The following is a 26,979-nucleotide window of genomic DNA, read 5'->3' as shown; positions in this document are numbered from 1 at the left end:
GAGCAGCGATAAGTACAAAAGAACACGCCAAATAGGCAACAATAATGATACTCGGATAGGCGGTGACCTATCCGTTTTCAAAGGTAAGGACAGTCATGCCATTTGACCCACTAGTAACTGCGGTTATTGAAACCTCTTTGAACACCCTAGTAAACGACGACCCAGATCTGGTTCGTCGTTTATCGCGTTTAAAGGGCCAGATCATTCAAGTGAATCTCAAAGAGCTCAACAAAACACTGACGTTTGTGTTTAGCCAACAGATCGACGTATTAGCCGATTACGAAGGGCAGCCTGATTGTTACCTCTCTTTGAATCTCTCGGTTCTCCCTGAGTTGCGTGAGCAATCCAATATCACCAAGCTGATCAAGCAAGACAAACTGATTCTAGAAGGCGATATTCAGTTGGCTCAGAAGTTTGCTCAGTTAATGACTGACTGTAAGCCGGATATCGAAGAGTGGCTGTCTCGTGTGACGGGTGATGTAGTGGCCCATACGCTGGTACAGGGCGTTAAGAATGTCGGCGGTTTTGTCGCTTCGCAAGCCAATAAGCACCAGAACCACTTTGCGCAGGTACTAACGGAAGAGTGGAAGATCGCACCAGCACCGCTAGAGATTGCGCACTTCTGTGATCAGGTTGATGACGTAAAAAGTGCCACAGCGCGCCTTGAGGCCAAGCTGAATACTCTACTGGAGAAAGCATGACGCCGGCAGAACTGAAACGTCTTTATCACATTATCAAGGTACAGTTGGAGTATGGCCTTGATGAATTAATGCCAGAGCACCAATTGACTAAAGCGCCATTGTTGGCTCGAAAGTCACTGTTTTGGCTTAAAAATCGTCATCAAGATAAGGAACTCGGTCATCGTCTGCGCCTTGCACTGCAAGAGTTGGGCCCTGTGTGGATCAAGTTTGGTCAGATGATGTCGACGCGTCGCGATCTGTTTCCTCCGCACATTGCCGATCAGTTAGCTTTGCTGCAAGACCAAGTTGCCCCGTTTGACGGCGAGTTGGCGAAGCGCGATATGGAGAAGGCGCTAGGCGGCAGTTTAGATAACTGGTTTACCGACTTTGATATTAAGCCACTGGCATCGGCTTCGATTGCACAGGTGCATACGGCAAAACTGAAAGATTCGGGTCGAGAGGTGGTACTTAAGGTAATTCGCCCTGATATTCGCTCTGTGATTGATGCAGATCTAAAACTGATGCACCGAATGGCGCGTATAGTCGCCAAGTCGCTTCCTGAAGCACGTCGTTTGAAACCTGTTGAAGTGGTCAAAGAGTACGAAAAGACGCTGCTCGATGAACTCGACTTACGCCGTGAAGCCGCAAACGCGATTCAGCTACGACGCAATTTCGAAGGCAGTGAAGAGCTGTATGTTCCGGAGGTACTCCCGGATCTGAGCAGTGAAACCTTGATGGTCTCTGAACGCATCTACGGTATTCAGGTGTCGGACATTCCGATGCTAGAAGCCAATGGCACTAATATGAAGCTGCTGGCTGAACGTGGTGTTTCAGTGTTCTTCACTCAGGTGTTTCGTGACAGTTTTTTCCATGCGGACATGCATCCGGGCAACGTATTCGTAAACCCAGAGAATCCAGACAACCCGCAGTGGATTGGTCTTGATTGCGGCATTGTTGGTACGCTCAATAGCGAAGATAAGCGTTACTTGGCGGAAAACTTGTTGGCTTTCTTCAACCGAGATTATCGTAAAGTGGCAGAGCTGCACGTCGATTCTGGTTGGGTACCGCATGACACCAACGTCGATGATTTTGAATTTGCGATTCGCATGGTGTGTGAGCCGATCTTCGCCAAACCATTGGGTGAGATCTCGTTTGGCCATGTGTTGCTAAACTTATTTAATACGGCAAGGCGTTTTAATATGGAGGTTCAGCCACAGCTGGTCCTTCTTCAAAAGACCTTGTTGTACATTGAAGGGTTAGGGCGTCAGCTCTATCCGCAGCTGGATCTGTGGGAGACGGCGAAGCCTTTCCTTGAAACTTGGATGATGAACCAAGTTGGTCCGCAAGCGGTGATCAATGCGGTGAAAGACCGCGCGCCTTTCTGGGCAGAGAAGCTGCCAGAACTGCCGGAGCTGCTTTATGACAGTTTGCGCCAAGGTAAAGCGATGAACCAACGAATGGATCAGCTTTATCAAGGCTATAGAGAAAGTAAGCGTCAGCAAGCAACGGGTAAATTTTTGTTTGGCGTTGGAGCAACTTTAGTCGTATGCTCCGCAATATTAGTTTCAAGCCCTTACCAGCAGCTATCTATGGGCTGTGGCATCGCAGGTGTCACATTTTGGCTGCTAAGTTGGCGAGCTTACCGTCGTTAAGCGGTAGACTTCCTTAATAATTTTTTTGTAGACAGACCCGAGGACAATGACAATGGGTGGAATCAGTATTTGGCAACTTCTAATCATTGCTGTAATCGTAATCTTGCTGTTTGGAACGAAGAAACTACGCGGTATGGGTGGTGACCTAGGTTCAGCAGTAAAAGGCTTCAAGAAAGCAATGAATGATGAAGAGCCTGCAAAGAAAGATGCAGACTTTGAACAAAAAAACATTGAACAGCAGAAGACTGACGCAACTGCTGAAACTAAGAAAGACAAAGAGCAGGCGTAAGTCGTGTTTGATATCGGTTTTTGGGAACTGGTATTAATATCTGTCGTCGGGTTAGTTGTTTTAGGGCCTGAGCGTTTGCCTGTGGCGATTCGTAGTGTCTCCAAGTTTATTGGATCGGCGAAGAGCATGGCGAACAGTGTGAAAGATGAACTTTCACATGAACTTAAGGTTCAAGAACTGCAAGAGAACCTGCGTAAGGCTGAGCAAATGGGGATGGAAGATCTTTCTCCTGAGCTGAAAAAGTCGGTGGATGAATTGAAGCAGGCTGCTGCAGAAGTTCAACGTCCGTACGCTAAGCCTGAGTCTGATAAGCCAAGTGAGGCTCAAACGAGTCACACTGAGACTGCGGATCATGAATCAATTCAGATCAACAGTGAGGCATCAGCTACGCCAGATAAGAAAGCCGAATAGTCTCGCAAGGAGGAGTCGCGAAGTACTTGAACCAATAAGTATGCGTGCGGCTCCTTTTCGATCGTCCTTATTAAGAGGTTAGACATGTCTTCGACTGAGCAGACACAGCCTTTAATCAGTCACTTACTAGAACTGCGCAACCGCCTATTGAGAGCCATTGTGGCTGTGGTGGTGGTGTTCCTAGGGCTGATTTATTTTGCCAATGACATCTATGAGTTTGTCTCGGCTCCTCTGGTAGATCGCCTACCTGAAGGGGCTACCATGATCGCAACCGATGTGGCTTCACCGTTCTTTACGCCGTTGAAGCTGACCCTCGTTGCCTCTATTTTTGTCGCAGTACCGTTTATCTTGTATCAAGTGTGGGCCTTTGTGGCTCCGGGCTTATACAAGCATGAGAAGCGCTTGATCATGCCATTGATGGCATCGAGCTCACTGCTGTTTTACTGCGGTGTTGCCTTTGCGTACTTCGTGGTATTCCCACTGGTGTTTACCTTCTTTACCACCATCTCATTAGGGCAGGTAGAGTTCGCGACGGATATTTCGAGCTATCTAGACTTTGTACTGGCGCTGTTCTTGGCGTTTGGTATCGCCTTTGAGGTACCGGTTGCCATCATCTTGTTGTGTTGGACTGGAGCGACCAATCCAAAGTCGCTGGCTGAGAAGCGTCCTTACATCGTGGTGGGTGCGTTCGTTATCGGTATGATGCTGACGCCACCGGATATGATTTCACAGACGCTGCTGGCGATTCCAATGTGTATTCTGTTTGAGGTGGGGTTATTCTTTGCTCGCTTCTACGTACGCAAAGACGAGGAAGATGAAGTGGAGTCGTGAGCTTTTCACGCAATTCACTTATTCTCATCCAATCGTATGATTAAACAGCAAAAAAGCGGCCCAGAGGCCGCTTTTTCGTTTTTATAATTATCGAATTTTTAACACGTAGCCACAGTTCTGACAGATATAAATCTCTTTTATACCAATGAGTTTATGCCAAAAGGTTCGATGTTGACGTTGTAAGTGCTGTGAATGGTCACACATAATCAACTACCTCCATATGCAGGAGGTTGATATTAGACCGATTGAGCTTCTAACTCAAACTGAAATTGTAACTTTATATCAATTATTTAATGGTACGATTGGCTGTAATTTAAACAGCTGTTCGGCATTTCGGGTTGTGATCGCATCGACTTCTTCGATTGTAATACCTCGCAACTCGGCAATTCGTTTTGCGACAAGCTCAGTGTAAGCTGGCTCATTACGCTTGCCTCGATTTGGGGTTGGTGCTAGGTACGGGCAGTCTGTTTCTAGGATCACCAAATCCATATCTAGGTGTGGAATAACCTTATCCATACCAGAGTTCTTAAAGGTCGAAACACCGCCTAATCCAAGGTGGAAACCAAGCGCATTGATCGCTTGAGCCTCTTCAAGGCTGCTACCAAAACAGTGGAACACACCGTGTAGGCTGCCATCTTGCTCTTGCTTCAATAGTGCCAATGTTTCTTCAATGGAATCACGAGTATGGATCACCACAGGTAAATCGAGCTCTTTAGCCCATTGAAGCTGAGTGACAAAGGCATACTCTTGTTCTGCTTTGTAGGTTTTATCCCAGTAGAGGTCGATGCCGATCTCACCGACCGCGATAAAGTTGTGTTTGTCGAACCAAGCACGGATGGTCTTGAGCGTTTCCTCAATGTTTCCATCCACGTAACAAGGGTGCAGTCCCATCATTGAGCGGCATACCTCTGGGAACTGGCGCTCAGTGGCCAGCATCGGCTCGATCGAATTGAGGTCGATGTTAGGCAGTAGAATGCGATCAATCCCTTGAGCCAATGCGCGTTGCACGACCTGCTCGCGGTCGTTATCAAATTCACTGGCGTAGATATGGGCATGAGTGTCGATCATGTTGGGTTCCTGAAAAGCTGAAAAGTCGAGTTGCCCTGAGTATACGGCAGTGTGAGGAGAAGGTCATTTTTTGCCATTTATCCCGGTTTTTATGGGGGTTTTAGGTTTTACTGCTAGCGTCTTGAGCTAGCGGTGATATGCTTTTGCCAACTATTTTGCACTTTTTATAATCTAGGTAATGGTTTACCTAGGCTAGGCAAGGAGAATCACGTGTCTGTTTCTATTCAAGGTCAATTTCCAGGTCGCCGCATGCGTCGTATGCGCAAACACGATTTTAGCCGCCGCTTAATGGCAGAAAACCAGTTGTCAGTGAATGACTTAATCTACCCAATGTTCATTCTTATGGGTAAAGACCGTCGTGAGTCGGTTGAGTCTATGCCGGGCATTGAGCGTCTTTCGATTGATTTGATGCTAGAAGAAGCGGAATACCTTTCTCAGTTAGGCGTTCCTGCTATTGCACTGTTCCCTGTGGTTAACCAAGATGCGAAAAGCCTATGTGCAGCAGAAGCGCATAACTCTGAAGGCTTAGTACAACGTGCAGTCCGTGCACTGAAAGAGCATGTTCCAAATATCGGTGTGATTACGGACGTGGCGCTTGACCCATTTACCACACACGGCCAAGACGGCATCATCGATGAAGATGGCTATGTGATGAATGATGAGACGACAGAAGTCCTGATCAAACAGGCATTGTCACACGCAGAAGCGGGTGCGGATGTTGTTGCTCCGTCTGACATGATGGATGGTCGTATCGGTAAGATTCGTGAAGCCCTTGAAGAAGCTGGCCACATTCACACTCAGATCATGGCGTACTCAGCTAAGTATGCTTCTTGTTATTACGGCCCGTTCCGCGATGCCGTCGGCAGTGCGTCGAACCTAAAAGGCGGCAATAAGAAGAACTACCAGATGGATCCAGCGAACAGCGATGAAGCGATCCACGAAGTGGCGATGGACCTTAATGAAGGTGCCGATATGGTGATGGTGAAGCCGGGCATGCCGTATCTAGATATCGTGCGTCGTGTGAAGCATGAGCTGCAAGCGCCGACGTTTGCTTACCAAGTCTCTGGTGAGTATGCGATGCATAAAGCTGCGATTCAAAATGGTTGGCTAAAAGAGCGTGAGACGGTACTTGAGTCACTGCTGTGCTTCAAACGTGCTGGTGCCGATGGCATTCTGACTTACTTCGCGAAAGATGTTGCTGAGTGGTTAGCTGAAGATGATGCTCAAGCGGCGCAGTTTCTAAGAAACAAATAGTTGTTGAGATAAATTATAAAGGCCAGCCACACAGCTGGCCTTTGTTCGTTTGTGGGAGAAAGAAAAATGGCGGTTATTGTACGCGAAGGCACGCTAGAAGAGTGTGTGACCGTGGTTGAACAGATTGATGAGTTTAGCCATAAAGAGAGCGTAGAGTCTCTCTCTGCTCGCCTACAGGGTAAAAAGCAGTTGGTATTGGTGGCAGAAGAGCAGGGGCAACTACTCGGATTTAAAATTGGCTACCAATTGGATGAGCATACCTTTTACAGCTGGTTTGGTGGCGTGTCTCCATTGGCACGCAATAAAGGGGTGGCTCAATTGCAATTGGACGTTCAAGAGCAATGGGTACGAGATCAGGGCTATAAACAGCTAAAAGTGAAGTCTAGAAATCAATTTTCTTCGATGCTGAGACTGCTGTTGAGAAACGGCTACATGATAGAAAATTTTGAAGAAAAAGAAGAGATTAAAGAGAATAGACTCCACTTTGTGAAGCAGATGTAAGATGAAGAATCGATGACAATAGCAATTAAATGAGATTTATTATCATTTAGTGGTTGACTATTAAATGAGAATCATTATTATTAACTTCGTCTTAGGGAATGAGGAAATGTTCACAAGGATGTTTAGTAACTGAGCGCTCCGCTGAGTTACCGACAGAATTCTCGCGAACTTATACTAAGTTCTTTTTGACACGACATTGCTCACATTGCTTCCAGTGTAATTTATAGCTTTTTGGTTAAGCTGTGGTATTCAATTGAATAGCTTCACCGCTTTTTGCTAGGCGACATCCTCGGGTGTCGCTTTTTTTCTGTCTCCATTTCAACAAGATGCATATTTAGCACCATAAAGGTGCATGCATAAATCCTCATCAATATTCTTTTCCACAACGCAAGATCGAAAAAAGATCGTCGATCATATGTTCGATCTCTATTTTTATTTTTTATTTTCAATGGTTTATGGTGTATTTTTGTTTCATTTTACCAACTTCTCAACAGGGTGGATAAATAATATAAACAGAGTTATCCACAGATGAGGCAGCTTGTGGAGCAAAAAATAACAAGATTCTGTTTATAACAAACACAACCCATTCTACGGTTACCGATCGACAACGTGGAATCCCGTCACCATACGTGGCATTCTTACTCCATCATTTCTGTACTTATTACTGGATACACAAACACTATGGCTCGTATTCCTGATAATCCATTGATTCTAATTGATGGCTCTTCTTACCTATATCGCGCGTTCCATGCTTACCCGGGCACCATGAGTAATGGTGATATTCCTACCAATGCTGTTTATGGTGTGGTGAACATGTTGCGCAGCATGATGCGTCAATTTGCTTCGGATCGTATTGCGGTGATCTTCGATGCGAAGGGCAAGACGTTCCGTGATGATATGTATCCAGAATATAAAGCGAATCGTCCGCCAATGCCGGATGATCTTCGCTGTCAGATCGAGCCTCTGCACAATGTTATTCGTGCCATGGGCCTGCCTTTGATCTCTATCCCAGGTGTTGAAGCTGATGATGTGATCGGTACGCTTGCCTCTCAAGCATCTAAAGCGGGTATGCCTGTTTTGATCAGTACTGGCGATAAAGATATGGCGCAACTGGTGGACGATAACGTTACGCTGATCAACACCATGACCAATGTGGTAATGGACCGTGAAGGTGTTATTGAGAAGTTTGGTATCCCGCCAGAGCTGATCATCGATTACTTAGCTCTGATGGGCGATAAAGTGGATAACATTCCGGGTGTACCGGGTGTCGGTGATAAAACAGCGACTGCACTACTTCAGGGCATTGGTAGCATTGAAAAGCTATACCAAAATCTTGATGACATCGCAGCACTGGGTTTCCGTGGTTCAAAAACCATGGCTAAAAAGCTCATTGATAATGAAGATAACGCCAAGCTTTCTTACGAACTCGCGACCATCAAGCTCGACGTTGAACTAGAAGAAACACCTGAATCTCTAATCAAAGCGACGCCGAATACCGATGAGCTGATCAAACTGTACGGTCAGTTAGTCTTCAAGTCATGGCTCAATGAGCTACTTGAAGGCGGCACGGGTGTGGTTGAGGCGGATGAAAAGTCTGGCGCAGCGGGTGCTACACGCTCTGCGGCTGCATCGACGTCATCAAGCGTTGAGATGGACACGTCAGCGGTGACCATCGATCGCAGCAAGTACGAAACGATTCTCAGCGAAGAAGACTTCAATGCGTGGCTAGAGAAGCTAAAAGCGGCGGAAGTGTTTGCCTTTGATACCGAAACCGACAGCCTAGATTACATGGTCGCTAACCTGGTTGGCCTATCGTTCGCGACAGAAGAAGGTGTGGCAGCGTACGTGCCTGTCGCTCATGATTACCTAGACGCGCCTGCACAACTGGATCGTGACTGGGTGCTTGAGCAGCTTAAACCTATCTTAGAAGATGACGCGCAAGTCAAGGTTGGTCAGAACCTTAAATACGATGCGTCGGTATTAGCACGCTACGGCATCGAGATGAAAGGCATTAAGCACGATACGATGCTGGCGTCTTACGTCTTTAACAGTGTTGGCGGCAAGCATGATATGGACAGCCTAGCGCTGCGTTTCCTACAACACAGCTGCATCTCGTTTGAGCAGATTGCAGGTAAAGGTAAGAAGCAACTAACGTTTAACCAGATCGAGCTGGGTGAAGCGTCTCCATATGCTGCTGAAGATGCGGATGTCACGCTGCGTCTACACAACCGTTTAATGAAAAACATCGAACAAGATGAAAAGCTAAAAGCCATCTACGAAGAGATCGAAGTACCACTGATCCCAGTGATGTCTCGCATTGAACGCACGGGTGTATTCGTTGATGACATGCTGCTTGGTGCACAGTCGCAAGAGATTGCGGTGCGTCTTGATGAGCTAGAACAGAAGGCGTACGAGATTGCAGAGCAAGAGTTCAACATGAACTCACCAAAACAGCTGCAAGCGATTCTATTCGAGAAAATGGGTCTGCCTGTTATCAAAAAAACGCCATCAGGCTCTCCTTCTACCAACGAAGAAGTGCTGCAAGAGCTCGCGCTTGATTACCCACTGCCTAAGCTGATCATCGAGTATCGTGGCCTGGCTAAGCTGAAGTCGACGTACACCGATAAGTTGCCGAAGATGATCAACGCTGAAACGGGTCGTGTGCATACCTCTTATCATCAAGCGGTAACAGCAACCGGTCGTCTATCTTCGACCGATCCAAACCTACAGAACATCCCAATTCGTAACGAAGAGGGTCGTCGTATCCGCCAAGCATTCGTTGCGCAGCATGGCTGGAAGATTCTAGCAGTCGATTACTCTCAGATTGAACTGCGTATCATGGCGCACCTATCGGGCGATAAAGCGCTACTGGAAGCCTTCCAACAAGGCAAAGATATCCACGCAGCAACAGCAGCTGAGATCATTGGCGTTAATATCGAGGATGTGACCTCTGAGCAACGTCGTCGTGCGAAAGCGGTCAACTTCGGTCTTATCTACGGTATGAGTGCGTTTGGTCTAGCGAAGCAACTGGGCATTCCTCGTGGCGAAGCTCAGCACTACATGGATACCTACTTTGAGCGTTACCCTGGTGTAATGCAGTACATGGAAGACACACGTAGCGCAGCTTCAGAGCAGGGCTTCGTAGAGACTATCTATGGTCGTCGTCTACACCTACCAGAAATTAAGTCTCGTAACGGTATGCGTCGTAAAGCGGCAGAGCGTGCGGCGATCAACGCGCCAATGCAGGGCACAGCGGCAGACATCATCAAGAAAGCGATGTTGTTGGTGGATGAGTGGATTCAAGCCGAAGGTGCAGGTCGCGTGAAGCTGCTGATGCAAGTGCACGATGAACTGGTGTTTGAAGTGGAAGAATCTGCACTGGCTGAAATTGAAAGTAAAGTACAGGAATTGATGGAATCGGCTGCAGAGCTGGATGTCCCTCTGGTCGCAGAAGCGGGCCATGGTGACAACTGGGATCAGGCCCACTAATCACTTTTTAACCTTATTTGCTAAATTAGTATGAGCCAGTGCACAAACACTGGCTTTTTTTTGTCGTGAATAAAGCCTGTCACTTAAAGGCTTGCTGGTGTTTTAATAAAACATTCATGAAAAAAAACTACAAAAATTGTTTTCATTTCTGAGCAATTGTTGTACATTAAATCTCGTAGGGTACAGAGGTAAGATGTTCTATCTTTCAGACCTTTTGTTTCACGTTATTGGATTAGGCTGATTCAGCCGCCCCAGTCAGTATTTGACTGGGGCGTTTTTTCTTGTGCGAAAGAAAATTTTTCAATGCGTCTTTTCTTCCCTGCATTTTGTGACTTCATTCGCCTTTCTCTGGCTCCTCATCCTACAGAAAACCTCACCACCCAGATCTGCGTTCTTGTCGTAGTTATGGAATAAAGCGATCAAAATGTAAGAATTAATCAGGGCGGCTCAATCTTGTTTTATTTAGGAAAATAACCCCTTTAAAACTAGGGTTGAGTGATTACTCAAATTAACGACTACTCTTTATCTTCTTTCTCATCTTCTATTTGCTTAGTGGCTTCACGTCCATGATTCGGCTGTTCAATCGCTTCCATCAGGTATTGCTGTTTGTTTGTGCTGTATTTGAGCGCTTCTGCGGTGATCTGGATAGATTGCGCCATGGCAGAGATGTTGCTGGTGGCTTGGACCAGTGTGTGTTGCATTGGCTTGAGGATCAGCAGGTATATAGCGACCAAAGCGAGCACAATCACTCCCACCACTGCAATCAAGGCGATCAGGATCTTGGTTTGGATATCGTCGAGTAGCGTCTGACTGGTTTGCTGAAAGGTGGCTCGTGAGTGTTCGAACACCTCAGGAAGGTGGTTGAGAGATTGCGTGGTTGAAGCGCTGAGCTGGTTAATGCTGGCAATGGTTTGATTGAGTGCCTGTTGTTGGTAGTCGCTGAGGTTGGGATTATTAACAATAGACTGTAGCGACTCTGAAATGGTCTGCAGTGATTGGCTTGCTTCCTTGGCGTATTTCTCCATGCCATCTAAATCGAGGGTCATGTCGACATTCATCAGAGCTGGGGGCGGCGACTGAGGCTCTTCGGCCTGTAACAGTGGTGTTAATAGTGTGCAGATGATTGCCAAAATTCGCACGGGTACGCATTTTTTTAACATGAGCCTTCCTTTCCCATTATTGTGTTAGATAGGAGTGATCTAACTATTGTTGTTATCTATTTGTTCTATTTCTGACTTTTAGTATGGATCACTTCTGAGTGCTAACCGATTAAAAATAGACAAAAAAATACCCTGCTATATAAGCAGGGTAGGTCTTTTATTCATCAAAGCTAACGAATGTGTCTATTTTAAGCGTCGTCGTTACGCTCTTCGTCCGCTAGCTCGTCAATCATTTGCTCTGCAAGCGCAGGTGCGAACCATTCGTCCATCTTGCTGCGCAGTTGGTCAACACCGATGCCTTTAAGTGAAGAGAACACGTCAACCGCGACATCACCGCCGAACGATTGTGCATCTTTACGAATCTTCAGCAGCTGTGCCTTGCGCGCGCCCTGTTTAAGCTTGTCGGCCTTTGTCAGCAGGACTTGTACTGGGATGCGGCTATCAATCGCCCAGTAGATCATCTGTTGGTCTAGATCTTTCATTGGATGGCGGATATCCATCAATACTACCAAGCCTTTAAGCGATTCACGCTTTTGTAGGTATTCACCCAGTGACTTCTGCCACTTTTTCTTCATCTCTAGTGGCACTTGTGCAAAACCGTATCCCGGTAAGTCAACGATATGACAACCGTCAGTCACCTTAAATAGGTTAATAAGCTGAGTACGACCTGGGGTCTTACTGGTTTTCGCCAAACTTTTTTGGTTTGTAACGCGATTTAGTGCGCTAGATTTACCAGCATTGGAGCGTCCTGCGAACGCAATTTCGATCCCTTCGTCTTCTGGTAAGTGACGAATATCAGGTGCACTGGTAATGAAATGCGTGTTTTGATAATGAATTTTTACGCTCACTGTTAACTCCATCTCGACTTTGTGTAGTCGATTGATTACTTTTTTGTGAATTTGTGTAAAATAACCGTGCTCGGCATAAGGTCGCCTATTGTACCATGAGTGGCAACATAGAGTGGTACTGGAAGCTTGATAATTATAATGGAATGTCATGAAGAAATTAGCGCTAATTTTGAGTCTATTAGCCAGCTGCTCAGTATGGGCTCAAGGTAGTATTGAAGCTGGTAAAGCCAAATCACAAACATGTGTTGCCTGCCACGGTGCTGACGGCAACAGTCTGATCACGCAGTACCCTAAACTGGCTGGTCAACATGAGAAATACCTTGAGAAGCAGTTAAAAGATCTCAAGCTAGGTATGACTAGTGGTGGTAAACAAGGTCGTAATGAACCTGTAATGGGTGCAATGGCGATGCCTCTGTCTGAAGAAGACATGGCTGACCTTGCAGCATATTACGCATCTCTGCCTATCTCTAATAACTCTACACCAGAAAACGTAGTAGAAGAGGGTAAAGTTCTATACACCGCGGGTGACGCTGAACGCGGCCTAACAGCATGTATTGCTTGTCACGGTCCACGTGGTAACGGTACAGAGCTATCTGGTTTCCCTAAGATTTCTGGCCAGCATGCAGAATACATCAAGCTACAACTTGAGAAGTTCCGCGATGGTAGCCGTAACAACGACATGAATGCGATGATGCGTGATGTAGCTAAAAAGCTGACAGACGCAGATATCGAAACCTTATCGAAGTACGTTGGTGGTCTACACTAATTTGTCGGTTTCTCGCTCTTAGCCAGAGTGAAGAAATGTACGTTCGAGCAAGATTTAGGATGCGCCCTAGCCATGATTGGCTGGGGCGTTGTCTTTTCTATAGGGTGAATTGATTGTTGGTGTGATCAGATTGGCATTATTTATGAGTGTTCATTTGCTGTACAAAAAGTGTGAAGCTGCGCTCTTGTCGTTTTTTGATAAATGAGTAAAGTAGGCGCCATCAGCTTGGAGCTGAAATCGATATGGATGATCGTCTAGTCTAACGGTATAGACAGAAACGGATCAGGCTAGGATAGCCCAGTGACAAGGTGTTAGAAACGGATAGCCAAAATTCATCAGGGTGATGAACAACAAACAAATTTGGCAGGGAAAGCACCAATAACAAATGGAGATTTGTGTACCAAGTTGAGTATGCAAATTTTGGCCAATATAGGCAGATTTAGAGAGCGATAGGTTTTCCTATCGCTTTTTTTATTGATTTGATGAAAAAACACCCAATATCTCTCCACTCTAAACGCACTTTCTGGTATGTTTCGCATCCCTGTTTAAGGATGTGCTATGTATACTTGTCCCTTATGCCATCATCACGATGTGCATCACTACTTTGAAGACAAACGCAGAGAGTATCTGCAGTGTCAGCAATGTGAGTTGGTATTTGTAAAACCTGACCAAAGGCTAGAAGCAAGCGAAGAGAAAGCACACTATGATCTGCATGAGAATGATCCCAGTGATGCTGGTTATCGTAAGTTCTTGTCGCGCATTGCCGACCCATTAACAGACAGAATTTCATCTAACTCACACGGGTTAGATTTTGGTTGTGGCCCAGGCCCTACGCTATCTATCATGTTAGAAGAAGCGGGACACACCATGGAGTTGTACGACATCTACTATCACCCAGAACGCACCGTTCTTGATAAGACGTACGACTTTATGACTGCCACCGAGGTGATTGAGCATCTTTATGAACCCGATAAGGTGTGGCAGCAATGGTTGAATTTAGTTAAGCCAGAGGGCTGGATTGGTCTTATGACCAAGCTAGTAATAGACGTGGACGCGTTTGCTGGTTGGCACTATAAGAATGACCCAACGCATGTGGTCTTTTTTAGCCGCCAAACATTCCAGTTTTTGGCTGAGCGGGATAAGCTCGAACTCGAATTTGTTGGAAATGATGTAATTTTACTGAGGAAGACCCAGTAATGAGCCGTAGCAAAAAATCAAGAAAGCCAGGAGCTTACGGTGCTCCTGAAGTGATCGTAACTCGCAACCGTAGCGAATCGGATGTGGAAGGACGTGAACGCAAACGCCTGAAGAAACGTAAAGGTTTAAAATCAGGTAGCCGTCACTCAGACGGTGGCGAAGCGAAACAGCGTAAAGCTGCACAAAACCGCGACCCTCGTTTAGGCAGCAAGAAAAAGATTCCTTTGGTGATCGAACCGGTTAAGAAGCCGACTAAACAAGAGCGTAAGGTGTCGTTTGAACAAGAGCTAGAAATGCTTGAGAACGATGCACAGCTGAACACCTTGCTAGACCGTATTGAAGCGGGCGAGAACCTAGGTGCTGGTCTACAGAAATTGGTAGACGAGAAGCTAGACCGTATCGAGTTCCTAATGGATCGCCTAGGCCTGCTTGAGCCAGAAGAGGAAGAGGTATTTGATGACCTTCCTGAGTCTGTTTCTAAGAAAGCCTCTTCAGATGAAGACTTACTGTCTCAGTTTGAAGACATCGATCTCGATAACTTTAAAGGTTAAGAACCAATGAACGTAACCTTATTAGCAATTGCTGGTGGAATTATCATTCTCGGCTTGGGCTCGTACGCAGGTTACCTTCTACTTCAAGTGAAGAAGCAGACGGAGTTGCAAAAGCAGCATCAAGCTCTGGCAATCGAGAAGCGTAACGCGAACATCTATGACAACGTCAACACCCTTTGCCTTGCTGGCATCCAAGGGCAGTGTGATTTGTCAGAGGTGAGTATTCGCGTGTACAACATTATGGACTTTGTTCAGGGTGATGAACGCATCGACTTTGACGCTGAATATCCAGCGACCTCAGAGCTTTATCATGTGGTTAAGGACATGGCGCGCGGGGAAGACAGACAAAACCTTCCGAAGCGAGAGCGCATGCAACAGAACTTGACTCGACAAAAAGCAGAGTCACGCTTGAACGAATCCATCATTGAAGAGTTGAAGCAGTTACAAAAGAAAGTAAAACCGCTTAATAACCAAATCAACATTCAGATGATCTAATAGAAAGGGCTTATGTGGTGTGGTGTCACATCAAATAAGCCCTCTTGCCTTTGTGTTATCTTACACCCCTAAGTCGGTTAGTGATCAAGCTATCACTTTTGAGCTTTTGTCTCTAAAAAGCGATTAGCGATCAAACGTCCTTACAACTCGTATGGCAAAATAACCCGTCTATATTTTAATGTATGTAAAATGATTTGAGAGTACACCCGTATTCACGGATCTAAATTGGAAATACCATCATGTCGAGCAAGCCAGCAGTAACGAGCCAGCAAATCGTTTGGGATCAAGCCATCTTAGACAAGTACAACTATTCTGGTCCACGTTACACCTCTTATCCAACTGCGTTGGAGTTCCATGAAGCTTTCACGGTCTCTGATTATGACATGGCGTGTACTCAGTACCCTGAGCGCCCGCTTTCTCTTTACGTACATATCCCGTTTTGTCATAAGCTTTGTTACTACTGTGGTTGTAACAAGGTCATTACTCGCCACTCGCACAAGGCCGATGAGTATCTCGATGTGATTGAGCATGAGATCCGTCAGCGCGCAGCATTGCTGCAAGGGCGTGAGGTGACACAGCTGCACTTTGGTGGTGGTACGCCAACCTTCCTAAGTAAGGCGCAAATTACTCGTCTGATGATGATTCTGCGTGATGAGTTTAACTTCACTCAAGACGCTGAGATCAGCATCGAGGTTGACCCACGTGAGATTGAACTAGACGTACTGGATCACCTGCGCAATGAAGGCTTTAACCGCCTCAGTATCGGTGTTCAGGACTTCAACAAAGAAGTCCAGAAGTTGGTGAACCGTGAGCAAGATGAAGAGTTCATCATTGCTATGGTTCAGCGTGCCAAAGATCTGGGCTTCCGCTCAACCAACCTTGACCTTATCTACGGCCTGCCAAAGCAGACTCAAGCACTGTTTGCGGACACGCTAAAGCAGGTGTTGGAGATGAAGCCGGGTCGTCTGTCTGTGTTTAACTACGCGCATATGCCTCAACTGTTTGCAGCTCAGCGCAAGATTAAAGACGAAGACCTACCGAAAGCAGAAGAGAAGATGGCGATTCTGCAAGACACCATCGCGACGCTAACGGGTGCGGGTTACCAGTTCATCGGTATGGACCACTTTGCACTTCCAGAAGATGAGCTCGCAGTGGCTCAGCGAGAAGGCATCCTTCACCGTAACTTCCAAGGCTACACCACTCAAGGTGAATGTGACCTGATTGGCTTCGGTGTATCGGCAATCTCTATGGTGGGTGATGCGTACGCACAGAACCAGAAAGAGCTGAAGAAATACTACGCGCAAGTGAACGACCTGCGTCATGCACTCTGGAAAGGTGTGGCTCTAGATAACGATGATTTACTGCGTCGTGAAGTGATTAAGCAGCTGATCTGTAACTTTAAACTGGATAAGACTCAGATTGAATCTGAGTTCTCAGTGAACTTTAATCGCTACTTCAAAGAAGACTTAGAGCTACTGCAAACCTTCATCAATGATGAACTGGTTGAAGTGGATGACAAAGAGATCCGCGTAACCCTGCGTGGTCGTTTGTTGATTCGTAACATCTGTATGTGTTTCGACAAATACCTGCGTGCCAAGGCTCGTCAACAGCAGTTCTCTCGCGTTATCTAAGAGAGCTCTGCTTTCGCAATATCGACGTTCCGATAAAAATGCCAGCACTTGAGATGCTGGCATTTTTTATTCTAGCTATTCAATATCAATGGCTTAGTTAAGCACTGTTAACCCAGTTGATGCGGCCACTCGTCAAAGGGTACCGGGCGGCTGTATAGGAAGCCCTGCGCCTGTGGACACTTGAGTTCTCTTAATAGGTCGGCTTGCTGCTGAGTCTCCACCCCTTCAGCCACCAAGTTAACCTTAAAGCCATGCGTGATGTTGACGATGGCGGCCACAATCGAGCTATCGAGGTTCTCTTTCTCTAACTTGTTTACAAAGCTGCGGTCGATCTTCAAGCAGTCGAATGGCAGTTTTTGGAGGTAGGCCAGCGAAGAGTAGCCAGTACCAAAGTCATCAATCGCAATTGAGATACCGAGCGCTTTCAGAGCCAGCATGTTCTCGATGATGGTTGGGTCGTTATCGACGATACGTGACTCGGTGATCTCCAGTGTGAGGTTACGTGCAGGGAGCTTAGTGTCACGCAGCGTGGTTTTGACTTGTTCGACAAAGCCCGGCTGACTGAGCTGATCCACTGCAAGATTGACGTGAATAGAGAAGTCGGCAGGCCACATGCCTGTCTCAATCGCTATTGCAGTATCACGACACGATTTGTGCAAGATCTGCTGGCCGATATCACTGATGAGCCCGGTCTCTTCCGCTAGCGGAATAAACTCCAGCGGTGCAATGATACCTTGCTCCGTTACCCAACGAGCCAGTGCTTCTGCACCAACGGTGGTGCCTGTCTCTAGGTCGATGATCGGCTGGTAGAAGGGTTCAAACTGCTTCTTCTCAATCGCTTTATTGATGCGAGCCAACATCTTTGTACGATGCCTTGAAGCGTTGGCCATCTCTGGGCTATAGATGCTAAAGCGCGCTTTATCTTGTTTCGCATTACTCAAGGCTATACTGCTGTTACGCAGCCATAGGGTCATATCGCTGTCTTCACACTGCTGAACAATGCCAATCGAAATGTTGATCACCACATTTTCTGATTCCATACAGAAAGGGGAGGCGAAGGTCTGTAGCAGTCGGTTTGCTAATAAGCCCACTTCCTCTTGGCCTGTCACATCTGGTGCGTAGATAGCGAATTCATCGCCACCAGTACGAGCCAGTAAGTAGTGCTCTGGCAGAATTCCTCGCAGGCGAGCGGCAGCGATGATCAGTAGTTGGTCACCATTGTAGTGACCAAGACTGTCGTTGATGTCGCGGAAACGGTCAATACCCACCAAGTACAGAGTGCCGGTATTGGCGATGTTGAGCTTTTTCGCCGCATCCACTAAACCTTCTCTGCTAAACAACTTAGTCAACGAATCATAGGTGAGCTGAGTCTGCAGTGCGTTGAATGACGACTTGAGGTTGTCGGTCATCTCATTGAATGCCTCGACCAGCATACTGGTTTCGTAGATGTTGCCTGGCTTAGGCATGGTGCTGTCCCAATCGCCTTTTGCTAGCTGTTTTGCGGCATCGGCAGTAGAGGTGATCGGACGCGTCACACGGTTGAATGCCAAGAAACCAAGACCAATGCCAGTAAAGCTCAGTAGCAGTCCGAGCAACCAACTATTACGTTGATTCTCTGGCAGCTTACCGAGCAGGTCGGTTTTTGGTATCGACATGCCGATGAACCAAGTGATGCCGTGTTCATCTGAGTAAGGCGTGATCTGGTTAAAGTAGCGTTCGCCATCCAGCTCAAAGCTAAAGCGGTGTACCTTGGAATCATCTAAGAGGTGAAACTGATTTACGTGGGCTGCGTTCTCACGAATGATCGGGTTTGGACTCTCTGTGGCGAGCAGTCTTTCGCCTCGATCAGAATGACGGGTGTTGCCCCAAGAAACGACACTGCCACCATCAGAGTGAGCGACCATACGCTGCTGTTTATCCATGATGTAAACAGAGGCATTGGTTTTGTCTTTGAGCTGTTTGAGGAAGGCGTTGAAGGTATCAATCTTAATGTCGCTGACAATGACTGCTTTGAACTCGCCTTGGTCATAGATTGGCGCGAGGGCAGAGAGGGTGATCTCTTGTCTCTCATCGGCGTTGGTATAAATCGTGGACCATGCAGGCTTGGTTTGATGTGCGACAGGCGTGTACCAAGGGCGAATACGTGGGTCATAATTAGGAATAACAGAGCGAATATCGTCGCTTACCTTGCGGCCACGGTAGATGACCAGTTGGTTACGAGTACGGTCATCTTGAATCATCAAGGTATAGCCGTTATTAGCCTCTTTCCTAAAGCCAACATAGTGACCGTCTTCAGTGCCAAGGCCTATCACATCCAATTGTTCTATGGTCGAGAAGTGCCCAGAAAAGCTCTGCAGAATATAGTCTTGGATCTCATTCAGGTTGTCTTGGTGATACAGCTGGTGATAGCCGATGTTGTGGCTCAGTGACAGATTGGCATGGAAGGGCTTTTCTAGAAATTCAGAAAGACTTTTATGGACGTTTTCTGTCAGTGACGCTAATTGACGAGCACTGACATCACGAACCATCTCTTCAAAGCTGCTCTTTTGGGTAAAAACCAATACACCTATAGTGAAGAGAAAAATCATCACGAACGGCAGTACCACTGCCGTTCTGAGTGTAATTTGGGTCTTTATGGACATCGATGACTAAAACTTTTGTATGTTGTACTGTAATTGTACCGACTCCACCCCTCTCAAGCGACACTTTTTTGATTAAAAAGTAACGGCAACTTTGAGCATATCGAGACTAGTACAACTCTTTTAGCTTCCGAGTTAGGGTATTTCGTCCCCAACCGAGCACTTTCGCAGCATCTTGCTTATGACCATTAGTATGGTTCAACGCGGCTTCAAGTAGTATACGTTCAAACTCTGGCAACGCATAAGAGAGCAGCTCTTTTTCTCCTGAATCAAGCGCACACTTTGCCCAATTCGCGAGCAAGTTTTGCCAGCTGTCACTGCTATCGCTGGTGGTGACTGTCTTCTCTTCAAGTAGCTCTGGTGGAAGGTCCGACGGCAGAATTTCACTACCACTCGCCATTACGGTCAGCCAGCGACAGATGTTCTCTAGCTGACGCACGTTACCAGGCCAGTTGAGCTGGTTGAGCTTGGCAATGGTCTCTGGATGCAGCGCCTTGACCTCAACCCCGAGCTCCTCTGCCGCGGAATTAAGGAAGTGCTGGGTGAGTTTTTCGATGTCTTGCTTACGCTCACGCAGCGCTGGAATGTGGATTCGAATGACGTTGAGGCGGTGGAATAGATCCTCACGGAAGTCGCCTTCGTGTACCAAACGTTCTAAATCTTGGTGCGTTGCCGCAACGATACGCACGTTGACCTTCACCGCGGAATGACCACCAACGCGGTAGAACTGCCCATCTGACAGCACACGCAGCAAGCGGGTCTGAATATCCAGTGGCATATCACCGATCTCATCCAAGAACAGAGTACCGCCATTGGCTTGTTCAAAGCGACCTTGGCGAACGCTATTAGCGCCGGTAAACGCGCCTTTCTCGTGACCAAACAGCTCTGACTCAATCAGGTCTTTGGGAATGGCTGCCATATTGAGGGCGATAAAAGGTTTTGTCGCACGTGGACTGTGGCGGTGCAAAGCGTGGGCAACCAGCTCTTTACCGGTTCCCGATTCACCATTGATGAGTACTGAGATTGAAGAGCGAGACAGACGGCCAATGGCGCGGAACACCTCCTGCATAGCTGGCGCTTCACCGATGATCTCGGGTGCGTCGGTATCGACTACTTCATTGGCTTGCTCGCGCTTCTGTTCATGGCTGTGGGCAATGGCACGCTCTACCAGAGTCAGAGTTTCATCGATATCGAATGGTTTAGGAAGATACTCGAAAGCACCTTTCTGGTATGCGTTAACCGCTGCGTCGAGGTCCGAGTGCGCAGTCATGATGATGACCGGTAGATCAGGAGAACGCTGCTGGACTTGATTCAGGAGCTCGATACCATCGATACCCGGCATGCGAATATCGGAGACTAAGACATCAGGGGTTTCGCGCTCCAATGCCATAAGCACACTCTCCGCATCAGCGAAGGTTTCGCATTTAATGTCCGCCGAAGAGAGCGTCTTCTCTACTACCCAGCGGATAGAGCTGTCGTCATCGACGACCCAAACATATCCTTTACTCATAGTTCCATTCCTTTGCAGCCAAATCTATTGTGATGATCATTGTTGTTTTTATGCTGTTATATCTTGTTGCCGACACCACCGGAGCAGCTCTCTGGTGATGTCGATAAATCTATTAAATCGGTAGATAGATGGTGAAGGTGGTGTTCCCCGGCCAACTCTCTACGTCGATCTTTCCGTTGTGTTGGTCAATCAGGTTTTGCGAGATCGAAAGCCCCAGACCAGTACCACCTTCTCGTCCACTGACCATAGGGTAGAAAAGGGTATCTTTAAGCTCATCAGGAATACCCGGCCCGTTGTCGGAGATCTCAATACGCGCCGCCAGTTTGTGTCGCTGCCCATGTATGTTCGCCTGATGCACCGTTCTGGTGCGAATGGTGATTTTGCCTGATTCTTGTGAACTCAGAATCTGCGCAGCGTTACTAACGATATTGAGCATTGCCTGTTCGACTTGTGCCGAGTCCATCAAGATGTCTGGCAAACTCGGGTCATAATCGCGCTCAATCGCCAATGAAGAACCAGACTCTAGTTCAACCAACTGACGTACCTTCTCCAGAATCTGGTGAAGGTTCTCTTCACTCTTTTTGCCCGGCTTTTGTGGGCCTAATAGACGGTCGACCAAGGCTCGTAGGCGGTCGGCCTGCTCGATAATAATCTGGGTGTATTCGTTCAGTGATTGGTCTGGCAGCATTTTACCAAGCAGTTGCGCGGCACCACGCAGACCACCGAGTGGATTCTTTATCTCGTGAGCTAAGCCGCGCACCAAGAGCTTGGCCGCTTGTTGCTGGGCATGTTGGTTAAGCTCTTGGCTGAGGCGCCTCTGCTGGTCGATCTTGCGCATCTCAACCAGCAGCAGAGTTTCTCGCTGCCATGTCATCGGGCTCACCGTCACCTCTAACATCAATGGGCGGTTATCAACCACAAAGGTCACGTCGCTGTCGGTAATGCTTTGCCCGCTTTGTAGGGGCTGGGTGAGCAGTGCGAGATCAAGAGAGGCGTGTTGAATGAGCTGGCTTAATGGGTGATCGACAATGCGCTTGGCACTCTGTGAGAAGAGTTGCTCGGCCGCCGGATTGGCATAACGCACATAGAGCTGCTCATCGAGCATCAAGGTCGCGGTCACCATATTGTCGAGTATGGCGTTGGATAACTGATGGGTCTCTATGCTGTCGCTTTGCGCTGATCGATTCACTGTTACATCCTTGAACTGAGATTATTTCCTTGCACCAAATTGGTGCGTTGATAAGTTCAAGTATGGCGCATCTCAACCAGAAGCTAAAGATAATTCCTATCTGTTGCCTTAAAGTGGTCAGTATTCGGTGAAAAACAGACAAACTGGGCTTGTTTTGTGCACATTGGCCTACTTGATCGTAGCACGGTGTAAAAACACAGTGACTGGAGTAGTAGATGCAATAAGCTTGCCGCTTCTATGTGCTTGAATCGCAATGGTATGTGTGCCGCGATCGATGTTTTTTAATGCCCACGTAGTCGTGGTTTGTGGTGCACCATAACGGCGCCCATCAAGCATCAATTGCAACTGTTCACCGATCCCTAGCTTGCGGTTGAGTTCGATTTCGATGGCGATCAGGCCGCGGTTGCTACGTAAGGTTTGGTCATGCTGCGGGCTGACTAGGGTTAGTTTGAGTGGTGGTGGAACATCGGGTTGTGGTTTCTGGTCATGGTTTGGCACTTCAGGCTCTGACGTTTGTGTGGTTTGAGAGTCAACCGGGGTGGTGTTATCAAACTTAGGCGCAGGCGCAACGGCCTGAACATCAGGAAGGTTCAGTGCTTTGGCCTTGTTGTTGTCTGGCGTGTCACTAAAGTGCAGAACACCTTGCTCGTCTTCCCAGGTATAAACCGTTTGAGCATGCACAGAGGCAGAGAGTATCGCGCCAATCAATATCCATATTCGTTTCATAGTGGTGACCTTATTACCGGCGTTGTCGATGCAGTGACCAAGAAAAGGTGAGGAATGGGAATGGTACGAAGTGAAAGGGGAGCGGGGAATATAAAAAAGGCCCGCCTGCGAGGCGAGCCTAATATTTAGTTAGCGATTCTTACAGAGTTTCAGTAAGAAAGCTTCTCTACCAGAGATTAAACAGAGTAGTACAGTTCAAACTCAAGTGGGTGAGTTGTCATGTTTACTTTCTCTACATCTTGAGACTTAAGATCGATGTAAGAGTCGATGAAGTCATCAGAGAATACGCCGCCAGCTGTTAGGAACTCACGGTCAGCATCTAGACACTCTAGAGCTTCTTTTAGTGAGTACGCTACTGTTGGGATTTCTGCTGCTTCTTCAGCTGGTAGGTCGTATAGATCCTTATCCATAGCTTCGCCTGGGTGGATCTTGTTCTTAATACCGTCAAGACCAGCCATTAGCATTGCTGCGTAGCATAGGTATGGGTTCGCTGCTGGGTCACCGAAACGCAGCTCGATACGACGTGCTTTAGGGCTTGGTACCACTGGGATACGGATAGAAGCAGAACGGTTACGTGCAGAGTAAGCAAGCATAACTGGTGCTTCGAAGCCTGGTACAAGACGCTTGTACGAGTTTGTTGCTGGGTTAGAGAATGCGTTGATAGCGCGAGCGTGCTTGATAACACCACCGATGTAGTAAAGTGCTGTTTCAGATAGGCCGCCGTACTTGTCACCAGCAAATAGGTTAACACCGTCTTTTGCTAGAGATTGGTGAACGTGCATACCAGAACCGTTATCACCTACAAGTGGCTTAGGCATGAATGTCGCTGTTTTACCAAATGCGTGAGCAACGTTGTGTACAACGTACTTGTAGATTTGAGTTTCGTCAGCTTTCGTTGTTAGCGTGTTGAAGCGAGTTGCGATTTCGTTTTGACCCGCAGTTGCTACTTCGTGGTGGTGCGCTTCAACAACTAGGCCCATCTCTTCCATTACTAGACACATTGCAGAACGGATGTCTTGAGATGAATCAACTGGAGCTACTGGGAAGTAACCGCCTTTAACGCCTGGACGGTGACCTTTGTTACCACCTTCTACGTCAGAACCTGTGTTCCATGCAGCTTCGATGTCGTCGATCTTGAAGAAAGAACCAGACATGTCAGTTGCAAATTTAACGTCGTCGAATAGGAAGAACTCTGGCTCAGGACCGATTAGAACTGTGTCTGCGATACCTGTAGAGCGCATGTACTCTTCAGAACGTTTTGCGATAGAGCGTGGGTCACGGTCATAGCCTTGCATTGTTGCAGGCTCAAGGATGTCACAACGGATGTTTAGCGTTGCATCTTCCGTGAATGGGTCAAGAACAGCAGATGATGCGTCTGGCATCATTACCATGTCAGATTCGTTGATGCCTTTCCAACCAGCTACAGAAGAGCCGTCAAACATCTTACCTTCTTCAAAGAAGTCTGCGTCAACTTGGTGAGCAGGTAGAGAGATATGTTGCTCTTTACCTTTAGTATCTGTAAAGCGTAGGTCTACAAATTTAACTTCGTTCTCTTGGATCAGCGATAGTACGTTTTCTACTGACATCTTGGATAACCTCCAGTGTTATTAATTTGGTTTGTGCTCGATTCGGTCGAAACTAGCATTGATTAATGTCTTTCGGTGCATTAATCGATGCTGTTTTAACTAAAGCTAAAAGCGTGCCAAAAAAATTAATCCATTAATTTCAAGGGTTTAATTTGTTTGTGTTTTTCTTGGTGCGTTTCTTTGCACCAAAATGATCATGCGATGCACAATTGTGGTGCAATAGTTTGGTTGTGCACCATAATGAGTCACAAACGAGTACCATTCAGCAACGATTTGCATGGGTTGTCAATCCACTTTTTCATTTTACGAAGAGATTTCACCAGCTTGGCCGAGGTAAATGGAAGGCAGAGCCATTTCGAATTGAGGGCGCCTGATGGCCGGTTATTTATCGGGAATAAACGCCTGTGGAAAAAGGCTTTGGTTCAGATCACATATTTCTGGGGTTTTTGCTAGAATCTGGTATATTATTGACCGTTTTTTTAATCAAGCTAGTGGCACTTACCCTGATTGTAGAGGTTATGTGCGGCTACTTTTATGAGTGAATCGAGAATCCATGTCTACTCCACAGATTGATAAGTTAAGAAATATCGCGATTATCGCGCACGTTGACCACGGTAAAACAACGCTGGTTGATAAACTGCTACAACAATCAGGCACACTAGAATCTCGTGGTGAGACTGAAGAGCGCGTAATGGACTCGAATGACATCGAGAAAGAGCGTGGCATTACCATCCTTGCTAAGAACACAGCAATCGACTGGAACGATCACCGCATCAACATCGTAGATACTCCGGGACACGCGGACTTCGGTGGTGAAGTAGAGCGTATCATGTCTATGGTTGACTCTGTGCTACTGATCGTTGACGCAGTAGATGGCCCAATGCCTCAAACTCGTTTCGTAACGCAAAAAGCATTCGCACACGGCCTTAAGCCAATCGTTGTAATCAACAAGATCGACCGCCCAGGCGCGCGTCCTGATTGGGTTATGGATCAAGTATTCGACCTATTCGACAACCTAGGTGCTTCTGACGAACAGCTAGACTTCAAAGTAGTTTACGCTTCAGCACTTAACGGTTGGGCTTCTCTAGAAGAAGGCGAAACTGGCGAAGACATGGAACCGCTATTCCAAACTATCGTTGAAGAAGTAGCAGCACCACAAGTTGACCTAGACGGTCCACTACAGATGCAAGTTTCTCAACTAGATTACAGCTCTTACGTTGGTGTTATCGGTGTTGCTCGTGTAACTCGTGGTTCTGTTAAACCAAACCAGCAAGTAACTATCGTAAGCGCAGACGGTAAAACTCGTAACGGCAAAGTTGGCACAGTAATGGGCTACCTTGGTCTTGAGCGTCACGAAGTTGAACAAGCGAACGCAGGTGACATCATCGCGATCACGGGTCTTGGTGAACTGAAAATCTCTGACACTATCTGTGCACAAAACGCAGTAGAAGCGCTTCCAGCACTGTCTGTAGATGAGCCAACAGTAACAATGACGTTCCAAGTAAACACGTCTCCATTCGCTGGTAAAGAAGGTAAGTTCGTAACTTCACGTAACATCCTTGAGCGTCTAGAGAAAGAACTGGTACACAACGTTGCACTACGTGTTGAACAAACAGACGATCCAGACAAATTCCGCGTATCAGGTCGTGGTGAACTTCACCTATCTATCCTGATCGAAAACATGCGTCGTGAAGGCTTCGAGCTAGCAGTATCTCGTCCAGAAGTAATCATCAAAGAAGAAGATGGTCAACTAATGGAACCGTTCGAAACGGTAACTATCGACGTTATGGAAGAGCACCAAGGCGGCATCATGGAGAACATCGGCCTACGTAAAGGTGAGCTGACTGATATGTCTCCAGACGGTAAAGGTCGTGTACGTATGGACTTCGTTATGCCATCTCGTGGCCTAATCGGTTTCCAAACTGAGTTCATGACTCTAACTTCAGGTTCTGGTCTTCTTTACCATACATTCGATCACTACGGTCCACACAAAGGCGGCGAAATCGGCCAGCGTGTTAACGGTGTACTAATTTCTAACGGTATGGGTAAAGCGCTAACTAACGCACTATTCAACCTACAAGAGCGTGGTCGCATGTTCATCGGTCACGGTGTTGAAGTATACGAAGGCATGGTTGTTGGTATCCACAGCCGTGACAACGACCTAACAGTTAACGTACTGAAAGGTAAGCAGCTAACGAACGTTCGTGCATCTGGTACTGATGACGCACAGGTTCTTACTCCGCCAATCATCATGACTCTTGAGCAAGCTCTAGAATTCATCGATGACGACGAGTTAGTAGAAGTAACACCTGAAAGCATCCGTATCCGTAAGAAGTTCCTAACGGAATCGGATCGTAAGCGTGCTTCACGTGCAGCGAAATAATCAGATTTAACTGATTGAGTTTAAAAAGCCCCGAGTAGCGATGCTGCTCGGGGCTTTTGTTTTGTGTGAGAGTAGATGCGAGTAAGCGGGATGCGGGATTCGAGTAAACGAGATTTGAGATAC

Annotated in this window: 22 protein-coding genes; 14 read left to right on the top strand and 8 right to left on the bottom strand. The window is 47.0% G+C overall.

Annotation, left to right across the window (positions count from 1 at the left end):
* Positions 1 to 95: 95 nt before the first annotated feature.
* The 5 genes from KI655_RS11035 (at position 96) to tatC (ending at position 3,863) form a co-directional block, all read left to right on the top strand.
* Positions 96 to 701, top strand: coding sequence for an SCP2 domain-containing protein (locus KI655_RS11035; protein WP_285404817.1), 606 nt, complete (start codon positions 96 to 98; stop codon positions 699 to 701).
* Entirely contained in the window at positions 698 to 2,332 is a 1,635-nt protein-coding gene (ubiB, locus tag KI655_RS11030; RefSeq protein WP_285404815.1) for a ubiquinone biosynthesis regulatory protein kinase UbiB, read from the top strand. Before KI655_RS11035 ends, ubiB begins: the two co-directional genes overlap by 4 nt.
* 52 nt (positions 2,333 to 2,384) lie before the next feature.
* Positions 2,385 to 2,621 carry a Sec-independent protein translocase subunit TatA gene (gene tatA / locus KI655_RS11025; RefSeq protein ID WP_032551065.1) on the top strand — a complete coding sequence of 79 codons (237 nt, stop codon included), beginning with the start codon at positions 2,385 to 2,387 and terminating at the stop codon, positions 2,619 to 2,621.
* A 3-nt stretch (positions 2,622 to 2,624) separates the two neighbouring features.
* Positions 2,625 to 3,032: a Sec-independent protein translocase protein TatB gene (tatB, locus tag KI655_RS11020; RefSeq protein WP_285404813.1), complete on the top strand. Its 408-nt coding sequence runs from the start codon at positions 2,625 to 2,627 to the stop codon at positions 3,030 to 3,032.
* A gap of 84 nt (positions 3,033 to 3,116) precedes the next feature.
* On the top strand, positions 3,117 to 3,863 hold the full coding sequence (tatC, locus tag KI655_RS11015; protein ID WP_285404811.1) for a twin-arginine translocase subunit TatC: 747 nt from the start codon (positions 3,117 to 3,119) through the stop codon (positions 3,861 to 3,863).
* Positions 3,864 to 4,145: 282 nt separating this feature from the next.
* On the opposite strand, the gene KI655_RS11010 is transcribed toward tatC, so the two are convergent.
* Positions 4,146 to 4,931, bottom strand: coding sequence for a TatD family hydrolase (locus tag KI655_RS11010; RefSeq protein WP_285404809.1), 786 nt, complete (start codon positions 4,929 to 4,931; stop codon positions 4,146 to 4,148).
* 210 nt (positions 4,932 to 5,141) lie between these two features.
* On the opposite strand from KI655_RS11010, the gene hemB reads away from it, so the two are divergent.
* The 3 genes from hemB (at position 5,142) to polA (ending at position 10,175) form a co-directional block, all read left to right on the top strand.
* The gene (gene hemB / locus KI655_RS11005; RefSeq protein ID WP_239842190.1) at positions 5,142 to 6,185 is read left to right on the top strand and encodes a porphobilinogen synthase; all 1,044 of its coding nucleotides are present in this window, start codon (positions 5,142 to 5,144) and stop codon (positions 6,183 to 6,185) included.
* A gap of 66 nt (positions 6,186 to 6,251) precedes the next feature.
* Positions 6,252 to 6,686 (top strand): GNAT family N-acetyltransferase, encoded by a 435-nt coding sequence (locus KI655_RS11000; protein WP_285404805.1) that lies wholly within the window; start codon positions 6,252 to 6,254, stop codon positions 6,684 to 6,686.
* Between the two features lie 681 nt (positions 6,687 to 7,367).
* Positions 7,368 to 10,175, top strand: a complete 2,808-nt coding sequence (gene polA / locus KI655_RS10995) for a DNA polymerase I (protein ID WP_285404802.1) — start codon at positions 7,368 to 7,370, stop codon at positions 10,173 to 10,175.
* Positions 10,176 to 10,690: 515 nt separating this feature from the next.
* On the opposite strand, the gene KI655_RS10990 is transcribed toward polA, so the two are convergent.
* Positions 10,691 to 11,335, bottom strand: a complete 645-nt coding sequence (locus KI655_RS10990) for a GTP-binding protein (protein WP_285404800.1) — start codon at positions 11,333 to 11,335, stop codon at positions 10,691 to 10,693.
* A 188-nt stretch (positions 11,336 to 11,523) separates the two neighbouring features.
* On the bottom strand, positions 11,524 to 12,183 hold the full coding sequence (gene yihA / locus KI655_RS10985) for a ribosome biogenesis GTP-binding protein YihA/YsxC (protein WP_285404798.1): 660 nt from the start codon (positions 12,181 to 12,183) through the stop codon (positions 11,524 to 11,526).
* 148 nt (positions 12,184 to 12,331) lie between these two features.
* On the opposite strand from yihA, the gene KI655_RS10980 reads away from it, so the two are divergent.
* The 5 genes from KI655_RS10980 to hemN all read left to right on the top strand — a co-directional run bounded on the left by KI655_RS10980 (position 12,332) and on the right by hemN (position 16,823).
* On the top strand, positions 12,332 to 12,949 hold the full coding sequence (locus KI655_RS10980) for a cytochrome c (RefSeq protein WP_285404796.1): 618 nt from the start codon (positions 12,332 to 12,334) through the stop codon (positions 12,947 to 12,949).
* A gap of 558 nt (positions 12,950 to 13,507) precedes the next feature.
* The gene (locus KI655_RS10975; RefSeq protein WP_285404794.1) at positions 13,508 to 14,146 is read left to right on the top strand and encodes a class I SAM-dependent methyltransferase; all 639 of its coding nucleotides are present in this window, start codon (positions 13,508 to 13,510) and stop codon (positions 14,144 to 14,146) included.
* Positions 14,146 to 14,697, top strand: a complete 552-nt coding sequence (yihI, locus tag KI655_RS10970; protein ID WP_285404792.1) for a Der GTPase-activating protein YihI — start codon at positions 14,146 to 14,148, stop codon at positions 14,695 to 14,697. The genes KI655_RS10975 and yihI overlap by 1 nt, the downstream gene beginning before the upstream one ends.
* 6 nt (positions 14,698 to 14,703) lie before the next feature.
* Positions 14,704 to 15,192, top strand: a complete 489-nt coding sequence (locus tag KI655_RS10965) for a DUF2489 domain-containing protein (RefSeq protein WP_285404790.1) — start codon at positions 14,704 to 14,706, stop codon at positions 15,190 to 15,192.
* 239 nt (positions 15,193 to 15,431) lie between these two features.
* Entirely contained in the window at positions 15,432 to 16,823 is a 1,392-nt protein-coding gene (hemN, locus tag KI655_RS10960) for an oxygen-independent coproporphyrinogen III oxidase (RefSeq protein ID WP_285404787.1), read from the top strand.
* A gap of 107 nt (positions 16,824 to 16,930) precedes the next feature.
* Here the strand turns inward: hemN and KI655_RS10955 are convergent, their stop codons facing one another.
* The 5 genes from KI655_RS10955 to glnA all read right to left on the bottom strand — a co-directional run bounded on the left by KI655_RS10955 (position 16,931) and on the right by glnA (position 24,473).
* Positions 16,931 to 19,465: an EAL domain-containing protein gene (locus tag KI655_RS10955; RefSeq protein ID WP_285404785.1), complete on the bottom strand. Its 2,535-nt coding sequence runs from the start codon at positions 19,463 to 19,465 to the stop codon at positions 16,931 to 16,933.
* A gap of 106 nt (positions 19,466 to 19,571) precedes the next feature.
* Positions 19,572 to 20,972, bottom strand: coding sequence for a nitrogen regulation protein NR(I) (gene glnG / locus KI655_RS10950; protein WP_285404784.1), 1,401 nt, complete (start codon positions 20,970 to 20,972; stop codon positions 19,572 to 19,574).
* 112 nt (positions 20,973 to 21,084) lie between these two features.
* Positions 21,085 to 22,161 carry a nitrogen regulation protein NR(II) gene (glnL, locus tag KI655_RS10945; RefSeq protein WP_285404782.1) on the bottom strand — a complete coding sequence of 359 codons (1,077 nt, stop codon included), beginning with the start codon at positions 22,159 to 22,161 and terminating at the stop codon, positions 21,085 to 21,087.
* Between the two features lie 168 nt (positions 22,162 to 22,329).
* Positions 22,330 to 22,887 carry a DUF4124 domain-containing protein gene (locus KI655_RS10940; protein WP_285404779.1) on the bottom strand — a complete coding sequence of 186 codons (558 nt, stop codon included), beginning with the start codon at positions 22,885 to 22,887 and terminating at the stop codon, positions 22,330 to 22,332.
* 176 nt (positions 22,888 to 23,063) lie between these two features.
* Positions 23,064 to 24,473 (bottom strand): glutamate--ammonia ligase, encoded by a 1,410-nt coding sequence (glnA, locus tag KI655_RS10935; RefSeq protein WP_032551090.1) that lies wholly within the window; start codon positions 24,471 to 24,473, stop codon positions 23,064 to 23,066.
* Positions 24,474 to 25,026: 553 nt separating this feature from the next.
* Here glnA and typA point away from each other — a divergent pair.
* Positions 25,027 to 26,856 (top strand): translational GTPase TypA, encoded by a 1,830-nt coding sequence (gene typA / locus KI655_RS10930; protein WP_032551091.1) that lies wholly within the window; start codon positions 25,027 to 25,029, stop codon positions 26,854 to 26,856.
* Positions 26,857 to 26,979: the final 123 nt, after the last annotated feature.

Source organism: Vibrio sp. D404a (assembly GCF_030248535.1).
In the GTDB taxonomy this organism is placed as follows: Bacteria; Pseudomonadota; Gammaproteobacteria; order Enterobacterales; family Vibrionaceae; genus Vibrio.
The sequence above is the reverse complement of the archived record's forward strand: the minus strand, read 5'-3'. Positions and strand labels throughout refer to the sequence as shown.